Genomic DNA, 17,036 nt, shown 5'->3' on the forward strand with positions numbered 1-17,036 from the left:
AGGCCCTCGCCGTAGCCATCGGTGAAATCCGGGGAGGTCCGCCCCTCCTCCTCGGCCCGGAGCAGCTCTTTGCCCAGGGCGTCCCGCGCCGCACCTGAGACGACGTGCACCGTCCACGGCTGGGTGTTGCTGTTCGAGGGGGCCGTCTGTGCGTCTTCCAGCACGCCGCGGATGTCCGCAGGGGACAGGGCGGTGGGCAGGAACTGCCGGGGGGAGCGGCGGGAGCGTGCGATGTCGGTGAAGGGTGATGCGGTGCCGGGCAAGGCGGTTCCTCTCCGTGGCGCGCAGTCATCTGCCATGCTGCGCTGCGCGGAGGCCGCCGCGGCTGCGGACGCACCCTGCGGGTGCCGGCAGGCTTGCGGATGCTCGCAGGCAGCGGCGTGCCGAAGCTGCAGTCTGCAGCGCGGGGGACTGTGTGCTCTTCGTGTTCGTCTTCGTTCGCGGCGTGCCGGCGCTGCCGCTCTCGTGTCCGTTGCGTGCACGAGAGCCGCGTCGGGTGACTCAGCGGTGGGCGGCGCGGTTCATCTCGACGACGTCGTCGACGGTGGGATGGGCACCGAGGGCGGCGAAGCGTTCCGGGAGGCTGTCGCGGATGGCCGCGTCCTTGGCGCGGTCGGCCGCGGCCAGGGCCGCCGGCAGCTCGTCGAGGGTCAGCTCGGTGCAGTAGGCGGGGCTGTTCGGCTGCTGGCGCCAGGAGTCGGCCAGCGTGCCGGCGTCGTAGGGGTCGAAGCCGGTGTCGTCCACCAGGCTCATGGCCATCTTCCGCGCCTCCTGGGAGTCGCCAGCGACGGGGATGGCGAGGCGGCCGGGCGTTCCGGCCGGGACACCCTTGGTCCGCTGGGTTTCGGCCAGCGCGGCGTTCCACGCCTTGACCACGGGGCGGCCGAGCAGCTCGGCGGTGTACACGCTCTCCACCTGGCCGTTGTCCACCGCCTCGATCGGCTCGCTGAGCATGCCGGGGTAGTAGTTCGAGGTGTCGATGACCACCGTCTCGTCGGGCACCGACGCGAACAGGTCCGCCAGCTGGCCCGCCACCCCGAATGGGATCGACAGGACGATGACGTCCCTGCCCTGGACGGCGGCGTCGGAGAGGTCCGCCGCGCGGGCCCCGGACTCCAGCACCTCCGCCCGGACGGCCTCGGGGCCGCGGGCGTCGGCCACCTGGACGTCATGCCCGGCCGCGCTGAGCTTGGCAGCGAGGTTCCCGCCGATGGCGCCGGCGCCTATGACAGTAATTTTCATGATTTGTTCCTTGCAAGGTTGTGCCGCCCCTTAGGGCAGCGCGATGTGATGGCCGTGTGGTGGTGCCACCTGGCCTAGCTGGGGCGAGGCGCGGCGTCTGGCGTTTTACGCCTGGGTGTCCTGCTGGCGGTAGCCGCTCGCGATGAGCGTGCGGAGCCGGTCGAGTGACTCCTCCTCGGTGCCGGTGCCCTTGATCCAGGCAACGGAGCAGGCCGCGAGGAACAGGTCGTGCCCCCGCACCGACGCGCGCACACGGCCCGCGAGCTGCGCGGCTCGCACGTATTGATCGGTGGCGGAGATGAGGATGTGGCAGGGGATGGTGAGCGGGTTGTCCGGCTCCTGGGCCCGGGCGGCGGCCATGAGCGGGTCCGGCAGCCCGCTGAAGGCGCTGAAGTACTCCTCCATCGCCCGCAGCCACTGCTCCAGCGCCTCGGCCGGGTCACCGAGTTGCTCGATGTCCGCCTGGCGGGCCACCAGCTCCTCGGAACGCGTCTGCAGCACAGCCGCCAGCAGCGCCTCCCGGGTGGGGAAGTGCCGGTACAGGGTGCCGGGCCCGACGCCCGCCTCCTTGGCCACCGCCTCAAGGGAGGTGCCGACCCCGTGCTGCAGGAAGTGACGCTGCGCGGTCTCCAGGAGGGCCGCGCGGTTGCGCTGAACGTCCGCGCGGGGCTTGCGTCCCCGCTGTTCACCGGCGCTCATGCGCCCTCCTGCCTGCCGTGATCCTGCGGCCCGCATCAAAACGGATGCTGCCTCCGTACACATTCGAGAGTAAAGCGGAGGCAGCGTCCGGTCAAACCGGCGGCCTGAGGGCGGAGCCCGGACATCGCAGGGGGCCGACATATTTGGCTGTAGAGCGCAGGGCACAAGCCGTGCGGGCTGCACCATTCCAGGGTGCCCTTGTCCGGCCCCTCCCGCGCCGAGCCCGGCCCGGTCCCGGTCCCGGTCCAGGACGTCAGGGGGTGAGCTGCTGGTGCCCTATGACGGAGAGCAGTTCGAGTTTGCTGTGGCTCTCCGTGCCGGGGCGGGTGGTCAGCACCACCAGGGTCTGGGCGCGGTTCTCGGTGTACAGGAGCTGGGCGTCGACGTCGATGCGGCCGAGTTCGGGATGGAGGATGGTCTTGCAGTCGCCGTAGCGGGCGACCTCCTGAAGTTCCCACATGCGGACGAACTCGGGGCTGTGTTCCTGGAGTTCGGCGAGGATACGGGCGGCTCGGGGGGTGTCGCTGCCGGCTGTCAGCGCGGCCCGCAGGCGTGCTGCCTGGGCGCGGCCGTGGCTTTCGTGGGTCTCCTCGGGATACACCAGACGCTCGGTCGGGTCCATGAACCAGCGGTAGTAGCCGCTACTGGCCAGACCGGTGTGGCGGGTCTGGTCGCCGAGCAGCGCGACGGCCAAGGGGTTCATCGCGAGGGTGTCGACCAGGTCGGTCGTTACCAGGGCCGGGGAGTCGTCCAGGCGGTCCAGGACCCGCATCAGCGTCGGGCTGACGTGTTCGGAGCGGTGGAAGCGGGCCGGTGCGTTGTGGCCGATGAGGGCGAAGAGATGGTCGCGTTCGTCCAGGGTGAGCCGCAGTGCCCGGGCGAGAGCCGCGGTGATCTGGACGGAGGGCTGCGGAGCCCGCTGCTGTTCCAGCCGGGCGTAGTAGTCGGTGGACATGCCGGCGAGCTGCGCGACCTCCTCGCGGCGCAGTCCTCGGGTACGCCTGCGCGGCCCCTCGACCAGCCCGACGTCGCGGGGCCGCAGCATCTTACGCCGGTGGCGCAGGAATTCCGCCAGTTCCTTCTTGTCCATGCCACCCATCCTCGCCGCATCCCGCCCGGCTATCCAGAGACTGCCGGTCCATGGCTGAGCAGTGCTCTCCCACCCGCGCGAAGCCGCTCACACGGCCGACGATCACCTGCCCCTGCGCGACCCGCTGGGCAATTCGCCGGCTGTCGGCGGACGCCGCAGGCCGTCGGCATGGAAGAAGGCCCGCGGCGACGGTCTCCGTCGAGAACGCCTGACGCTTTGGACGGGCCCCGGGCCTCGTCGCCCGGCCTGGCCGATACGACGAGGTTCGTCGTGTGAGGCGCTCGCGTGCTGTTGTTTCCCGTCGGAAACAACAGGTCGGTCAGCTGCCGGCGATCATGGCGAGGACGTCGTCGTAGGAGCCGGTGGCCACCGCGTCGCGGATGAACCTTGCGCGCTCGACGACAATCTCCTTCGCGTCGGGCTTCTCCCGCAGCAGGCCGAGGGCCTCGGTGAGGAAGTCGTCCAACGGCATGGATTGCTCGTTGTCCTGCTGGCCGAGCAGGGTTGTGCGCACGGCGGGCGGGACCACCTCGATCACCTGGACGCCGGCGTCGGCACCGGCGAGCTGGATGCGCAGGCTCTCGGAGAAGGAGTGCAGCGCGGCCTTGGTCGCGCTGTAGGTCGGGGTGCTCTGATATGGGACGAACGCCAGCGCGGAGGTGACGTTCACGACGACCGCGTCGTCCTTGCCCACCAGCAGCGGCAGGAAGGCATACGTCATCCGGATCGTGCCGAGCAGATTGACCGTGACGTGATCCTCGGCGACCTGGAGTTCGGCCGGGTCGAGGAGGTTCTCCCGCAGCATGATGCCGGCGTTGTTGACCAGGATGTTCAGCCCCGGGTGGCTCGCCGCCACGGTCTCGCGGGCCTGGGCGATCGAGTCGGGGTCCGCGACATCGAGGACGAGCGCGTTGATGCCCGGGTGCTCGGCCGTGATGTCGTCGAGGAGTTCCTTGCGCCGGCCGGCGACGATCACCTTGTTGCCGGCCTCGTGCAGACGCAGGGCCAGGCCGAGGCCGATGCCCGAGGTTCCGCCGGTGATCAGGATCGTGTTGCCGGTCATCTTCATGGGGGTCTCGCTCCTTGGTTACGGCGGGCCGGTGAGCGCCCGCAGCCTCGACCGTAGGGGCGCCCGCGCAGGGGCGGGAGAGGACGGTTTATCCATGGATCGGCGGTCCCTGGCTGAGCCGGAGAAGACGCCCTGGCGGTCAGCGCCTCCAGACCGGGCGTAGCGAGCCGCCGGTAGGAGAACCCCTGCAGCACCCAACCACGGGTCGCTCCGTCGCTCCGTACGCAAGGGTCCATGCGCGATCTCAGCCGCCTGGTAGCCGATCGGCGGTCAGCGGCTGGGCTCGTGGGTGAGCTGCTTGACATGCCGCAGGGTCAGGGCGGTTTCCACGGCCTGCACGCCGTCGAGGCCGCCGATCTTCTCGTTGAGGTATGTGTAGAGCTCGCTGGTGCTCGAGGTGGCGACGGTGGCGAGGAGGTTGGCCTGGCCAGTGGTGGCGCCGGCGAAGCGGACCTCGTGGTGTTCTGCCAGCTTCCGTCCGGCGGCGTCGAGTGCGGAGGGGGCGACGGTGAGCCAGAGCATCGCGCTGATGCCGTGTCCGAGGGACTCGCGGTCATGCTGCACTTTGAAGTAGAGGATGCCCGTGGAGCGCAGACGCTCCAGGCGCCGCTTGACAGCGGACTCCGACTGGCCGGTGCTGGTCTGCAGTTCGCTGAAGGTTGCCCGGCCGTCGCGCCGCAGCACGGCGAGCAGCGCCTCGTCCGCTCCTTCGAGAGCGATGGGGGCGGCTACCTGTTCGCTGTACGGGAGACGCAGTGCCGCCTCCTGGTCTGGCTCGAGCGCCTGAGTCTTGTCGAGCCAGCCGAGGGGACCGCCGTAGAAGGTGTGCAGCAGGCAGTGGGCGCTGACCGAAATGACCTGAGGCGTGCGTTGCAGACGGTCGAAGAGCAGCTCGTCGCGGGCCGGTCGGCTGCGGGCTCTCATGGCACACACCACTTCGGTGCCGCCGGAGATGAGATCGACGTGCGAGGTGTCCGGGCGCCGGGCCAGCGCGGTGGCGAGTTGTTCGGCCACGTCGGGAGTGCAGCGCAGCCGGACGACCCAGCTCTGGCGGCCCAGCAGGCTCTCGTCGGTCATACCCCGACGATCCTGAGTCCCGCGGTGGCGCGCAGTTTGCGGAAGCGGCGGGCGACGGTCTGGTCGGACACTCCGAGGATCTCGGCGATACGGCTGAACGGCGCCCGCCCGTCCACCTGGAGCGCATGCAGCAGCTTCAGATCAAGCGCGTCGGGCGAAGGGGACTGCATCGATGGCTCCTGCTTCGAGCGGGTGATGTTCACGTCACGTCGTACAACAGCGCCGTGTGGCCTGGGACCGGAAGGGTCCGGTCCCAGGCCACTGAGCGGCGCCGCGCCCGTCCCCACGGACGGCGCCGGTACCGGCTCGGTGGCTGTCCGCTCCTGAGCCGTGCCGGCACGTCTGGTGTCACCTCGGTGCGGGGCCGGCGCTCACCGCGGGGCGGCGGGTGACTGCGGCCCGGCTGCCGTCCGAGTGTCGGCGGTGGGCAGGTCGGGGGTGCGCGCCCCTTTGACGGAGGCAGCCGGGCCTGCGGCCGGTGGGGCCGACTGCTGCGGCCGGCGCAGCAGGACGAATCCCACCGCGGCGGCCAGCAAGGTCAGGGCGGCCGCGACGACCAGGCAGAGCTGAAGACCGTCGATGAACGCCTGCGACAGGGCGCCTAGGACACGCGGGGTGTCCGCGCCCATGCGAAGCTCGCCGACCGCACTCAGTCCGCCGGCGTCCGCGGCCTCGGTGACGCGCCGGACCGTCGCCCCGTCCAGCCCAGCGGCGGTGAGATGTCCGGGCAGAGCGTCCACGGCCCGAGAGGACAGCAGCGCGCCCAGGACAGCGGGGCCGAGGGCGGCGCCGAGCTGACGGAAGGCGTTGTTGGTGGCAGCGGCCATACCGGCCTGGTGGAACGGCACCGAACTGACGGCGGTGGCGGTCATCGGGGTGATGACGAAAGACACGCCCAGGCCGAGCAGGGCCAGCCGCCAGGCCAGTGAACCGAACGAGGCATTGGCGCCGATCGTGGTCAGCGACAGCAGCGAGACCGCCGCGAGCAGCAGGCCGCCGGGAATCAGCACCCGAGGAGACACCCGGTGCACCAGCCGCCCCATGGGGACACCGAGGACCAGCGTCACTATGCACACCATCAGCAGTCGCCAGGCCGATTCGAGGGTGCTGAGCTGCTGGACCATGCCGAAGTAGAGGCTGAGGGCGAAGAAGAACCCGATGAGCCCGAGAAAGCTGATCATGGCAATGAGCGCGGTGGCGGTGAAGGAGGGGCTGCGGAACAGTGTCAGGTCCAGCATCGGGCTGGAGCTGCGCCGCTCCGCCAGCACGAAAACGACCGACGCTACTACGGCGGTGGACAGGGCAAGCATCACCTTGACGTCGGTGAAGGAGTTGGCGCCGCCCTCGGTGATCCCGTAGACCAGAGCGGTGATGGCCAGCGCGGAGGTGAGCTGGCCGGGCCAGTCCAGTCGGCGCGTGCCTGGGGCTCGATCGACTGGGCGCACAGTGCGATCAGGGCACCCAGACCACTGAAGGCCAGGCCGGCCTGGAAGACCTTCTTGCGGCCGTGCACGTCACCGAAGACGCCCGCGGTGAGGATGAGCGCGGCCATGGGCAGAACGAACGCGACGCTCACCCAGGACAGCTGCGAGGTCGATGTGTCCAGCGCCCGCTGAATGGCGGGCAGGCTCGCCGCGACGGTGGTCACCGGCAGATAGGCGACGAACACGCCGACGCAGGCCATGACGAGTGTGGGCACCCGCCGCTCCTGCGGCGCGTTCGCCGTGGTCGTGACGTTCACGAAAGACTCTCTCCCTCAGGCGCCAGGCGCTGTGATCGGCCAGCTTCCGCCGCAACGTTCCGCCCCGCCGGGGAGCCGAAGCCAGCCACGACCGCCGGATCCCGGAAAACCGACATCCGAGCCTTCGGTCCGGAGGAAGTCCGACCCTGCAAAGAAACTCCGGTCAACAGCTCCCTCCGCTGCACTGCGAAGACGGCGCCGACCAGCGGTGCCCGACGGGGTGAGCAGTCGCATCACCCGACCTGCCCGAAGGTCTGACAGAGCGGCGGGTGCAGCCGTCCCGGCCGCGCTGGAATTCGGGCCCGGGGACGGCGCCGGCAAAGACAAAGGTCGTCATGATCAGTCCTTGTGTGGGAGGGGCCGTCCCGGAGGGCCGGTGACACTCCGAAGCGGCTCCCGCTGACGGTCGTCCGCTACACGCCCAGCCTGTCGACGGCCAGTACCGCCAAGGCCGGTACGACCCTCACCGTGCCCTTCACCCTCCAGGGCGCGGCCACCAAGGTCGCCACGCTGCGCAAGCTGGCCTTCACCGTCTCCTACGACGACGGCAGGACCTGGCAGAAGACCACCGCCGTGAACGGCAAGCTGCTCAAGCTGCGCAGCCCCGCCAAGCCGGGCCCGGTCTCGCTTCGCGTCACCCTCACCGACGCCGACGGCAACACCCTGACCCAGACCATCCACCGCGCCTACCGCACCACCAGGTAAGAGGTCAGGAAACGCAGGTGGCCCCGCCGGTCGCACGGCGGGCCACCTGCGTCGCCGACAGGCTCAGTTTGCTGGTGCCGCGTAACAGCGCACGATCACGAGCTGTTCAGGTCCACGGCATTGCTCGGCTGCGGTCGGCTGCCGCGCCCGCCCGCGGACATCCCGGCGGCCTGGAACCGCACTCGCTCCCGCCAGGCCCGCTCTACCGCTGGACGTTCCGCCTCGCCGGAGACACCACTGTTTGAGCCCCGTCCGGACCGCCACGGCCCACTGGTGGCGCCCGGCGGGCTGAGGCTCAAAGGGCGGTATCCCGGGTGAGGCGGACCATGGCGCGGTAGAGGGCGGCGGGCGGCGGCGCTTCGGGCAGCGGGGGGATCGGTGCGCCGTGCGCGGCGTAGGAGCGGATCATGTGGGCCACGAGGCGGCGCCAGGTGTCGGGGGCGGCGTCGCCGGTGGCGGTGACGACGCCGGCGTTGGCCATGAGCAGGATGACGACGTCCTGGTGGGTGAAGTCGTCGCGCAGGTGCCCGGTGTTCTTGGCGCGGGTGATGAGGTCGAGCAGCCGGTCGTATGCCTCGGCGCGGCGGGCCTCCAGGGTCTTGGCGGCGGGGAAGGTCATGGTCAGGACGTCGGCGAAGCCGCGGTCGGCGGCCTGCATGGCGCAGACGGCGTGGAGGTAGCCGGTGAAGCCGTGCCAGGGGTCGGGGTCGTCCAGGGCGACGGTGACGGCGGCGGCGTAGGCGTCCATGCGCTCGGCGAAGACGGCGGCGACCAGGTCGTCCTTGGTGGGGAAGCGGCGGGAGAGAGTGGCTTGGCCGACGCCGGCCTCGCGGGCGATGGAGGCCATGGACACGCCGAGTCCGGCGCGGGCGTAGAGGCTGCGGGCGGCGGCCAGGATGCGGCAGCGGTTGCGTTCGGCGTCGGCGCGCAGCCCCGCTCCGGGCTGCTGGTCCGGGGTGTCGCCGGGAACTGCGGAAGAAGTCATGCCCCCATTCTATCCAAGTGGAACAGGTTCCCCACTTCTGTTGTTACGCTGTGCGGCAGTGGAAACGGGGAGGCCGTTTCACTTACCGAAGGATGCTGTCATGCGCGCCGTCACGCTCGAATCCGTTCCCTCGACCCCGGCCGTGACCGAGGTGGACATTCCAAGTGCGGGTGCCGGGGAACTGCTGGTGAAGGTGGCCGTCGCCTCGTTGAACGGCATCGACGTCGCCACCGCCGCCGGCTACACGCAAGCATTCATGGAGCACCGGTTCCCCTTGGTGCTCGGCCAGGATTTCGCGGGCACCGTCGAGGCCGCCGGTGAGGGCGTGGAGGGCTTCACGGTCGGTGACGCGGTCTTCGGTGCGGTGATGAAGCCGTTCCTGGGCGCCGGGGCGCTGGCCGAGTACGTCACCGTGCCCGCGGGGCACGGCGTCGCCCGCATCCCCGCGGGCTTGAAGGCGGAAGACGCGGGCGCGCTGGCCGTGGCCGGGACGACCGCCCTCGAGAGCCTGAACGTCGTGTCCCTGGCCGAGGGCGAGACACTGCTGATCTCGGGAGCCTCCGGCGGGGTGGGCGCGCTGGCGGTGCAGCTCGCCGCCGCCCGCGGCGTGAAGGTGATCGCGACCGCCCGCCCCGGCACACAGACCGACTTCGTCACCGGCCTGACCGACGCCGGAATCCACGTGGTCGACTTCACTGGTGACCTTCGGGCCCAGGTCCGCGCGATCGCCCCGGACGGCGTGGACGCGGTGCTGCACCTGGCGGGTGACGGCGCGGCGCTGGCGGGTCTGCTGCGGCCGGGCGGACAGCTCGCCTCCGCCACCGGCCTGACTCAGGACGACGTCAAGGGCCAGGACATCACCGTCCACACGATCATGGCCAACCCCAACGCCCGGACCCTGACCTCCCTGGCCGAGCAGGTCGCCTCGGGCGCGCTGCGGGTGCCGGTCACCGCCACCTACCCGCTGGAGCAGGTCACGGAGGCGTTCGCCGCCTTCGGCGCCAGCACCCCGGGCAAGATCACCGTCTCCTGCTCCTGACCCACATCCAACGGATGAGGAACGACCGTGCCCACGATCGCCATCATCGGCGCCGGCCCCGGTATGGGCCTGGCCATCGCCCGCACCTTCGGCAGCCGCGGCTTCGACGTCGCCCTGATCTCCCGCACCAAGGAGAAGCTGCAGACGCTGGTCGGCCAACTCGGCCGGGAAGACATCAACGCCGAGGCATTCACCGCCGACGTCCGGGACCGGCCCTCCCTGACCGCAGCGCTGGACGCCGTGAAAGCCCGCTTCGGCGGCATCGACGTACTGGAGTACTCGCCGGCCCCGCACTCCCCGGTGCCCGGCCTCACCCTGGCCGCCCCCTCGGAGGCCACGGTGGACGATCTGCAGCCGCAGATCGAGTACATCTTCTACGGCGCCGTCGCCGCCGCCCGCGCGGTGCTGCCCGCGATGCGCGAGGCGGGCGCCGGGACCCTGCTGTTCACCACCGGCGGCGGGTCGGTGGATCCCGTCCCCATGCTCGGCAACGTCAACGCCGCCGGCGCGGCCCTGCGCAACTGGGTCATCAACCTGGACAAGGAGCTGGCCGGCAGCGGTGTGCACGCAGCCCACGTGGCGATCAACGTGTGGATCGGCGGGGGCGGACCGGAGGGCTTCCCGACGGCCACGCCCGAGCAGATCGCCCCCCTGTACTGGGAGTTGCACGAAAACCGCGACTGTGCCGAGGCCGTCTTCAACGCCTGACCGCCCGGCCCATCCGCTCCCGGGTGGGGGCGTCTGCTCCCTCCCTGCCCCGTCCCCTCTGACAAGGAATCCGTACGTGAACGTCCTCTTGTGGATCGTGCAGGCCGTGCTGGCCGCCATGTTCGCCATGGCCGGGGTCGTGAAGTCCACCCAGCCCAAGGACAAGCTGGTCGGCCAACTGCCCTGGACGGCCGACTTCTCCCAGGCCACCGTCCGCTTCATCGGCATCGTGGAATTCGCCGCCGCGCTCGGGCTGATCCTGCCCGCGGCCACCGGCATCGCCCCCGTGCTGACTCCGCTGGCCGCGACCGGCCTGGTCGTGGTGATGGTGCTGGCCGCGATCACCCACGCCCGCCGCAGGGAACCCGGCGCGATCGCCTTCAACGCCGTCCTGCTGATCCTGGCCGCCCTGGTGGCCTGGGGCCGCTTCGGGCCCTACAGCTTCTGACCCGCCCTCCTTATGACCGTCCTCCTGACCACCTTCCTTCTGACCGCCACCGCGAGGAACCACCCCTGATGCGTGTCACCGTCTTCGGCGCGACCGGCGGCATCGGCCGCCTCGTCGTCCAGCAACTCCTGGACGACGGCCACCAGGTCACCGCCCTGGTCCGCACCCCCGCCAAGCTCGCCCTCACCCACTCCCACCTCACGGCCATCACCGGGCAGCTGTCCGACCGCGATGCCGTCGAACAGGCCGTCAGCGGCGCGGAAGCTGTGATCAGCGCGCTCGGCCCGTCCCTGAATCGGTCCACGACCGGCACCCCGGTGACCGACGCAACCCGCGCCATCGTGCAGGCCATGGAGGCGCAGAAGGTGGCCCGCTTCATCGGCCTGGCCACGCCCTCACTGGCCGATCCGAAGGACAAGCCGCACTGGAAGCACAAGGTGCTGCCCGTCATGGCCGGGCTGATGTTCCCCAACGCGCTGGCCGAGCTCAAGGGCATGACCGAGGCCGTCACCGGCTCCGGTCTCGACTACACCATCGCCCGCATCACCAACCCGACGAACAAGCCCGCCACCGGCCACGTCCGCTCCGGGTTCCTGGGCCACGACAAGGTCGGCTCCGCGATGAGCCGCGCCGACATCGCCGCCTTCCTCGTCTCCCAGCTCACCGACACCCGCTACCGGAGAGCCATGCCCACCATCAGCAACTGAAGCCAGAAACCCGCCATGACCTCGAACTCGGCGACTACTCGTTCGGCAACACCCCGCCTGCCCGACGGCCGCCACGGACCCAGCACAGGCCCTCCGAGACGTGCTGGGGGCCATGAAATTCTCGTCGGCGAGTCTTTCGGTGCTGGGATGACGCTCGTGCGGGGTGGCCTTTCAGCAGCGCGTTTCTCGCAGGCGGGCGCGCGCACGACGTCGCAGCCAGCCGCCGGTTTCTCCGATCGCAACCGGCACAGCGGCTGACGCAGCGCACGGGGCGAGCTGCGCGGGCTGGTCGGAGGGCTCGCCCAGCAGCCACAGCGTGAGGGTGACGACCGCCCACCATGCGAGGACCGACAGGGCTGCGCGCCACCAGGCCGATGACCACGCCGAGGGGTTCGGGGTGGTGGACACCTTACGCAGCGCGTTGTCGGAGATGCTGACTCCCGCGTCGAACAGCGCGAACAGGGGCACACAGAAGCGGACAGCGGGTGCAGCAGGTGCCCGGTGCGTTCGCCGGGTGAGGCCTCCCCGGCCTTCTCGCCCTTGTCCCGGAGGTGCCGAGGATCGCCTGGGTGACGGTGAGCCCGACAACGCCATGGCAGAGCCATCGGCCTCGGCTGCCGTCGACCCCTCTTCTGGGCCGGGACGGCCCGATGTGGCCGCGTCACGGTTTGATCTCACTGGTTGAGCCTTCACCTACCGAGGTAGATCAGGTAAGGCTTGCCTTATATGCTGGCGCGGCCCCTTCACCCGATCTTGCGGTCAGGGGACCAGGCCACCTTCTCCCGCGTGACAGGACCCCCATGCGTACGACCTCCTCCCGCGGTCTCTTCGTGGCGCTCGCCCTCACCCCGCTGCTGGCCGGCTGCTTCGTGTCCGGACAGGGCGGCTCGGGCAGGCAGGAGGGGGCGGCGGGCAGGCTGCGGGTCGCTCTCGCGGTGCCGCCGGTGCAGGCGCTGTCGCCGTACAGCAATGACGCCACCGTGCTGAGCAAGCTGTCCGTGGCCGAAGGACTCACCGCGCTGGGCAGGAGCGGTGCCGCCACGCCCGCGCTGGCGAAGTCCTGGAAGCAGACCGACGACACCACCTGGACCTTCGAGCTGCGCAAAGCCGATTTCCAGGACGGCACCGAGGTGACCGCCGAGTCCGTCGTCAACGCCCTCGACCACGCCGAAGCCGCCGAGCCCAAGCCCCGAGTATTGAGCGACGTGACGCTCACGGCGAAGGCCGGGGACACCGACACCGTCACGATCACCACGAAGAGCCCCGACCCGGTACTCCCGCTGCGGCTCGCCAGTCCTGCGCTCGCCATCCTCGCCCCCAAGGCGTACCGCAAGGACGGCACGGTCAGCCCGGTCGGCACCGGAGCGGGCCCCTTCGAGATCACGAAGCTGACCGGCAAGACCAAGGCCACACTGGACCGCTACGACGGCTACTGGGGCGGCAAGGCCAAGGCGCCCGGCATCGACGTGACCTGGATCGCCGACGGCACCGCCCGCGCCAACGCCCTGCGCGGCGGTGACGTGGACATCGCCGAGTGGATCCCCACCGCCCAGGCGAAGCTGCTGGACGACAAGACCCGACACGAAGTGCCGTCCGTACGGAGCGACAGCCTCGTCCTCAACACCGGCAGTGGCCTCTTCACCGACCCGGCGCTGCGCGCGGCGGCCCGTGCGGCCGTGGACGGGTCGGCGCTCGTCGACTCGGTCTTCGGCGGGTACGCCGACCCCGCACAGGGCCTGTTCGGTCCGGCCGTGCCCTGGGCGGCCGGCGAGCGCGTCACGGTCACCGGCCGCGCCAAGGCCGCGACCACGGCACAGGCCAGGTCGAAGACGAAGGGCCGGACACTGCGCCTGGCCACCTACACCAACCGCGCGGAACTGCCCGAGGCCGCCACCGTCCTGCAGCAGCAACTGGAGAAGGCCGGGTTCACCGTGCAGCAGGACGTACGGGAATACACGCAGATGGAGGCCGATCTCCTCGCCGGCAAGTACGACGCCCTCGTCTTCTCCCGGGTGACGCTCCTCGACACCGGCGACGCGGTCGCGTATCTGGCGAGCGACTACACGAGCGACGGCGTGTACAACATCGCCCGACTGAAGGACGCCAAGGTCGACCAGGCCGTCAAGTCCGCCGCCGAGGAGAGCGACACGGCGAAGCGACAGCGGAAGATCATGTCGGCCGAGGCGGCGATCCTGCGCACCGACGCCGTCGTACCCCTGGTCCACGAGAAGGTCGTCCAGGGAATCGCCCCCGAGGTCGAGGGTGTGCTCCTCGATCCTCGCGAGCGCTCCCTGATCGACGTCGACACCCGCCTGAAGTAGCGGCAAGTGAGCGTCGGATCGGTCGGTGGAGATGCCGGCCCGGGCCGGTGGCGCGCGGGCCTCGGTCGCCTCGTGGCCGGGGCCGCGCTGCTGGCGGCCGTCGCCCTGCTGCCCTGGCTGTCCGGGAACGACCCCGCGCTGACGGTCCTGCGGGCCCGCTCGGCCGACCAGGACCCGACCCCGGCCCAGCTTGCCGCCGTCCGTGAGCAACTAGGTCTGGACGACGGGCCGTTCACACACCTCGCGCACTGGCTGGGCGGGCTGCTCGGCGGCGACGCGGGTACCTCCTGGGTGTCCGGCGAAGCGGTCCTGCCCCAGGTGACGGCCGCCTTCGCGGTTTCCTTCACGCTGATGCTCGGCGCGCTGGTGGTCACGCTCGCGGTGGCCGCTCTGGTCAGTGCCCGCACGCTGTATCTCGGTTCTCGGCGGCGGCTGCGCCGGGGGAGAGGGGCCACCGGGGCCGCCGTCCTGGCCGCGCTGCCCAAGTTCCTGCTCGCCTCCCTGCTCGCCACCGTGGGCGGAGTGTGGCTGGGCTGGTTCCCGTCCAGCGGGTGGGAGGGACCGTCGTCGATGGTGCTGCCCGCCCTCGCCCTCGGGGTGCCGTCGGGGGCGATGATCGGCGGCCTGCTCGACCAGGCCCTGCCCGCCGCCTTCCACGAGCCGTGGGCGCGCACCTGGTGGGCCCACGGGTTCGCGCCGGGCCGCATCGCCCGGCATGCGCTGCGTCGCACGTTGGCCGGCGTGCTCCCGCAACTCCTGCCGACCGTCGTGTCGTTGGTCGGCGGTGCCGTCGCGGTGGAGAAGATCTTCAACATTCCGGGCCTCGGCCGCCTCGCCCTGGACGCCGCCATCGCCCAGGACCTTCCGCCCCTGCAGACCGCCGCCCTCGTCCTGGTCCTGCTCGGCACCACCGCCGGTCTTCTCATCCAGGCCCTGCGTCGGGCTCTGCTCGGCCCCGCTCTGCGGGACGGGGCCCTGCCCGCCCTGCACCCGCCGGCCCTCCCGCGGAGCCGTCGCAGCCACTGGGTCGCCGGAGCCTGCGCCGCCGCGCTGCTCACCATGGTCGTCGCCGGGCTGCTCCGAGATCCCCTGCACGTCGACACGGCGGCACGGCTGCTGTCGCCCTCGTCGGCACATCCGTTGGGCACGGATGCGCTCGGCCGTGATCTCCTGGCCCGGCTGGGCCACGGGGCGCTCCGTACCGTGGGCGTGGCCCTTGCGGTGACGGCGGTGTGCACCGTCACCGGGCTGTTGCTGGGCATGGCGGCTCAGGTGGGGGCGGGCCTGACGGAGGCGGTGTCGACCCTCCCGGCAGTCCTTGCCGGCATGCTGGCGACCGCGGTGACCGGCGGCCCGTCCGTGTGGGGTGCCGCGGGTGCGGTCTGCCTGGTCGGCTGGACCCCCTACGCCGCACAGGCCGCGGCCCTGCTCGAACAGGAACGAGCCAGCGGCCATATGCTCGCGTCCCTCTCCTTCGGCGCCGGCCCGGGATATCTGCTCCGCCATCACCTGCTGCCCGCTGTGCTGCCCGCCGTCGTGCGCAACGCCCTCCTGCGCCTGCCCACCACCGTCCTCGTGCTGGCCTCCCTCGGCTTCCTCGGTCTGGGTGAGCAGCCGCCCACCGCGGAATGGGGCCGCCTTCTGTCGGAGAACCAGCCGTACGTGGAACTGGCGCCCTGGACCGTACTCGGTCCAGGGTGCGCGCTCGTCCTGCTTTCCGTTCTGGCCGTATCCGGTACTGCCGCGGGCCGGAGCGGCGCCCGACGAGCAGCCCACCTATGAGGTCGGCGCGGCCGACTGAATCGGCGGTCGCCGCCCCGGCTCCTGGTGGCAGAGGTGCACGCCCGGGCGGCGCGATCAGTGCCGGGGAGATCTGGACCTGGGGCCGGTGGCGCTGCAAAGTGCTGAGCCGACTGCGGTCCGACGTCAAGACTTCTGGGACAGCGGCCCGCCCCCCGGCGTGCTCCTCAGCCGCGAGGAGGTGATGATGCCCACCGTCTGTCACGGCCGGCTCGCCGATCTGGCGAAGCAGGGCATCCCGGTCGCGGCCCAACTCGACGGTGCCCGCCGCCAGTTCTCCGGCTTCAGCATCCCCAAGGGCGCGTCCCACGTCGACACCGCCTACCAGCTCCTCGACTACTCGCTGCGCTCCCTGCGCCGCAGTACTACGACAAGGGCTTCGACGCGGGATCGGCGTCAACGCTTTCGATCTACTCCACTATCCGGTGTTCACCGCGCGGGTCCATCTGCGATGTCGGCTCGTCCAAAATCAGCAGTTCCGGCAGCCGGTACCGGTGCGGGAGCACGCCAGCCGCTGCCACCGCCCGCAGCACTGTTCTGCACCCCGAACAACTTCCCGAGCGAGCAGATGAGTCTCGCCGTGGTTGCCAGTCTGTATCTCTGACACACGAGCAACCGCACTCGAGGAGAGCATCATGACCGCTACCTACACCTTCGACGTTTTTTGCAGCCTCGACGGCTACGGCTCGTACAACAGCAGCGGCGACTGGGGCGGCTACTGGGGCAAGCAAGGCCCCGAGCTCCTCGACCACCGCCTCGGCCTGTACGGGCAGGCGCAGCGGATGGTCTTCGGGGCCAACACGTATCGGGCGTTCGCGCTGATGCTGGCCTCGAGCACCGAGGAGTCCGAGGTGCGTGACCCATGGGTCACCCGGATGCGGAGTCTGCCGACGACGGTGGTGTCGACGACACTCGAAGGACCCCTCGACTGGCCGGACGCGACCCTCGTGAGGGGTGACGCTGTCGACGTCGTCGCTCGGCTCAAGAAGGAGTCCGAGGTGCCGCTGCGCTCGCACGGCAGCCTGTCGATGAACCGGGCTCTGATGGCCGCCGGTCTGGTCGACCGCGTCCAGGTGACGCTCTTCCCTGTGATCACCGGTCGGACCGGGATGGAGCCGATCTTCCAGGGTGCGGCCGACTTCGACCTCGAGCTGATCGAGAGCCGGACGCTCGACGGCCACATCCAAGAGCTCATCTACCGGCCCACCCTGCATGTCTGAGTCCGCCCATGCACCCCACCCCCTCAGCCGAACCTGACCGGAAGTTCCCGCTGACGGACATGCCGACCGGTGCCGGAGTCGATCACGCGGGGCTCGGGGCGCCCTTGGCGCGTACAGACCAGCTCAGCCACGCCGCTTGCCGGGATGCTCCCGCGTATTTTCGCCGATCTCTGACAGACCGGCTG

At 70.7% G+C, this 17,036-nt stretch carries 18 protein-coding genes and 1 pseudogene; 9 read left to right on the forward strand and 10 right to left on the reverse strand.

The window, feature by feature from the left end:
- From ACFWWR_RS31435 to ACFWWR_RS31470, 8 genes and pseudogenes are all read right to left on the reverse strand, one after another.
- Nucleotides 1-263 (reverse strand): nitroreductase family protein (locus ACFWWR_RS31435; protein ID WP_384306765.1); only part of this gene is annotated, 263 nt, incomplete at its 3' end.
- A gap of 238 nt (nt 264-501) precedes the next feature.
- On the reverse strand, nt 502-1,242 hold the full coding sequence (locus tag ACFWWR_RS31440) for an NADPH-dependent F420 reductase (protein WP_383860098.1): 741 nt from the start codon (nt 1,240-1,242) through the stop codon (nt 502-504).
- A 105-nt stretch (nt 1,243-1,347) separates the two neighbouring features.
- Nucleotides 1,348-1,941: a TetR/AcrR family transcriptional regulator gene (locus ACFWWR_RS31445; RefSeq protein WP_383860101.1), complete on the reverse strand. Its 594-nt coding sequence runs from the start codon at nt 1,939-1,941 to the stop codon at nt 1,348-1,350.
- A 253-nt stretch (nt 1,942-2,194) separates the two neighbouring features.
- Complete coding sequence (locus ACFWWR_RS31450; RefSeq protein WP_384306768.1) at nt 2,195-3,031, reverse strand: helix-turn-helix transcriptional regulator; 837 nt, start codon at nt 3,029-3,031, stop codon at nt 2,195-2,197.
- Nucleotides 3,032-3,350: 319 nt separating this feature from the next.
- Nucleotides 3,351-4,100: an SDR family oxidoreductase gene (locus ACFWWR_RS31455; protein ID WP_384306771.1), complete on the reverse strand. Its 750-nt coding sequence runs from the start codon at nt 4,098-4,100 to the stop codon at nt 3,351-3,353.
- 270 nt (nt 4,101-4,370) lie between these two features.
- Nucleotides 4,371-5,177: an Lrp/AsnC family transcriptional regulator gene (locus ACFWWR_RS31460; protein ID WP_383860109.1), complete on the reverse strand. Its 807-nt coding sequence runs from the start codon at nt 5,175-5,177 to the stop codon at nt 4,371-4,373.
- The gene (locus ACFWWR_RS31465) at nt 5,174-5,347 is read right to left on the reverse strand and encodes an AsnC family protein (RefSeq protein WP_383860111.1); all 174 of its coding nucleotides are present in this window, start codon (nt 5,345-5,347) and stop codon (nt 5,174-5,176) included. Before ACFWWR_RS31465 ends, ACFWWR_RS31460 begins: the two co-directional genes overlap by 4 nt.
- A 201-nt stretch (nt 5,348-5,548) precedes the next feature.
- A pseudogene (locus tag ACFWWR_RS31470) lies at nt 5,549-6,918 on the reverse strand (MFS transporter).
- 348 nt (nt 6,919-7,266) lie between these two features.
- Here ACFWWR_RS31470 and ACFWWR_RS31475 point away from each other — a divergent pair.
- Nucleotides 7,267-7,623, forward strand: coding sequence for a hypothetical protein (locus ACFWWR_RS31475; protein WP_383860114.1), 357 nt, complete (start codon nt 7,267-7,269; stop codon nt 7,621-7,623).
- A gap of 295 nt (nt 7,624-7,918) precedes the next feature.
- Here the strand turns inward: ACFWWR_RS31475 and ACFWWR_RS31480 are convergent, their stop codons facing one another.
- Nucleotides 7,919-8,608, reverse strand: a complete 690-nt coding sequence (locus tag ACFWWR_RS31480; RefSeq protein WP_383860117.1) for a TetR/AcrR family transcriptional regulator — start codon at nt 8,606-8,608, stop codon at nt 7,919-7,921.
- A gap of 100 nt (nt 8,609-8,708) precedes the next feature.
- Here ACFWWR_RS31480 and ACFWWR_RS31485 point away from each other — a divergent pair, with 100 nt between their 5' ends.
- From ACFWWR_RS31485 to ACFWWR_RS31500, 4 genes are all read left to right on the forward strand, one after another.
- A complete protein-coding gene (locus ACFWWR_RS31485) occupies nt 8,709-9,647 on the forward strand; it encodes an NADP-dependent oxidoreductase (RefSeq protein ID WP_383860120.1) in 939 nt (312 codons plus the stop codon).
- Between the two features lie 27 nt (nt 9,648-9,674).
- On the forward strand, nt 9,675-10,355 hold the full coding sequence (locus tag ACFWWR_RS31490; RefSeq protein WP_383860124.1) for an SDR family NAD(P)-dependent oxidoreductase: 681 nt from the start codon (nt 9,675-9,677) through the stop codon (nt 10,353-10,355).
- A 76-nt stretch (nt 10,356-10,431) separates the two neighbouring features.
- On the forward strand, nt 10,432-10,803 hold the full coding sequence (locus ACFWWR_RS31495; RefSeq protein ID WP_383860127.1) for a DoxX family protein: 372 nt from the start codon (nt 10,432-10,434) through the stop codon (nt 10,801-10,803).
- Between the two features lie 68 nt (nt 10,804-10,871).
- On the forward strand, nt 10,872-11,510 hold the full coding sequence (locus ACFWWR_RS31500) for an NAD(P)-dependent oxidoreductase (RefSeq protein WP_383860130.1): 639 nt from the start codon (nt 10,872-10,874) through the stop codon (nt 11,508-11,510).
- A 171-nt stretch (nt 11,511-11,681) separates the two neighbouring features.
- Here ACFWWR_RS31500 and ACFWWR_RS31505 read toward each other — a convergent pair whose 3' ends face one another.
- The gene (locus ACFWWR_RS31505) at nt 11,682-11,978 is read right to left on the reverse strand and encodes a hypothetical protein (protein ID WP_383860133.1); all 297 of its coding nucleotides are present in this window, start codon (nt 11,976-11,978) and stop codon (nt 11,682-11,684) included.
- A 332-nt stretch (nt 11,979-12,310) separates the two neighbouring features.
- Between ACFWWR_RS31505 and ACFWWR_RS31510 the strand changes: the two genes are divergently transcribed.
- The 4 genes from ACFWWR_RS31510 to ACFWWR_RS31525 all read left to right on the forward strand — a co-directional run bounded on the left by ACFWWR_RS31510 (nt 12,311) and on the right by ACFWWR_RS31525 (nt 16,851).
- A complete protein-coding gene (locus ACFWWR_RS31510; protein WP_384306773.1) occupies nt 12,311-13,831 on the forward strand; it encodes an ABC transporter substrate-binding protein in 1,521 nt (506 codons plus the stop codon).
- Nucleotides 13,832-13,837: 6 nt separating this feature from the next.
- Entirely contained in the window at nt 13,838-15,613 is a 1,776-nt protein-coding gene (locus tag ACFWWR_RS31515; RefSeq protein WP_384306776.1) for an ABC transporter permease subunit, read from the forward strand.
- A gap of 202 nt (nt 15,614-15,815) precedes the next feature.
- The gene (locus ACFWWR_RS31520) at nt 15,816-16,235 is read left to right on the forward strand and encodes a hypothetical protein (protein ID WP_383860286.1); all 420 of its coding nucleotides are present in this window, start codon (nt 15,816-15,818) and stop codon (nt 16,233-16,235) included.
- 31 nt (nt 16,236-16,266) lie between these two features.
- Nucleotides 16,267-16,851 carry a dihydrofolate reductase family protein gene (locus ACFWWR_RS31525; protein WP_383860142.1) on the forward strand — a complete coding sequence of 195 codons (585 nt, stop codon included), beginning with the start codon at nt 16,267-16,269 and terminating at the stop codon, nt 16,849-16,851.
- Nucleotides 16,852-17,036 lie beyond the last annotated feature (185 nt).

Origin of the sequence: Streptomyces sp. NPDC058678, assembly GCF_042714835.1 — a bacterium.
Classification (GTDB): Bacteria; Actinomycetota; Actinomycetes; order Streptomycetales; family Streptomycetaceae; genus Streptomyces.

Bases quoted from the DNA above. Each gene is read 5' to 3' on its own strand.
- ACFWWR_RS31440 (WP_383860098.1), bottom strand. From the start codon at position 1,242: ATGAAAATTACTGTCATAGGCGCCGGCGCCATCGGCGGGAACCTCGCT.
- ACFWWR_RS31445 (WP_383860101.1), bottom strand. From the start codon at position 1,941: ATGAGCGCCGGTGAACAGCGGGGACGCAAGCCCCGCGCGGACGTTCAG.
- ACFWWR_RS31450 (WP_384306768.1), bottom strand. From the start codon at position 3,031: ATGGACAAGAAGGAACTGGCGGAATTCCTGCGCCACCGGCGTAAGATG.
- ACFWWR_RS31455 (WP_384306771.1), bottom strand. From the start codon at position 4,100: ATGAAGATGACCGGCAACACGATCCTGATCACCGGCGGAACCTCGGGC.
- ACFWWR_RS31460 (WP_383860109.1), bottom strand. From the start codon at position 5,177: ATGACCGACGAGAGCCTGCTGGGCCGCCAGAGCTGGGTCGTCCGGCTG.
- ACFWWR_RS31465 (WP_383860111.1), bottom strand. From the start codon at position 5,347: ATGCAGTCCCCTTCGCCCGACGCGCTTGATCTGAAGCTGCTGCATGCG.
- ACFWWR_RS31480 (WP_383860117.1), bottom strand. From the start codon at position 8,608: ATGACTTCTTCCGCAGTTCCCGGCGACACCCCGGACCAGCAGCCCGGA.
- ACFWWR_RS31485 (WP_383860120.1), top strand. From the start codon at position 8,709: ATGCGCGCCGTCACGCTCGAATCCGTTCCCTCGACCCCGGCCGTGACC.
- ACFWWR_RS31500 (WP_383860130.1), top strand. From the start codon at position 10,872: ATGCGTGTCACCGTCTTCGGCGCGACCGGCGGCATCGGCCGCCTCGTC.
- ACFWWR_RS31510 (WP_384306773.1), top strand. From the start codon at position 12,311: ATGCGTACGACCTCCTCCCGCGGTCTCTTCGTGGCGCTCGCCCTCACC.
- ACFWWR_RS31520 (WP_383860286.1), top strand. From the start codon at position 15,816: ATGATGCCCACCGTCTGTCACGGCCGGCTCGCCGATCTGGCGAAGCAG.
- ACFWWR_RS31525 (WP_383860142.1), top strand. From the start codon at position 16,267: ATGACCGCTACCTACACCTTCGACGTTTTTTGCAGCCTCGACGGCTAC.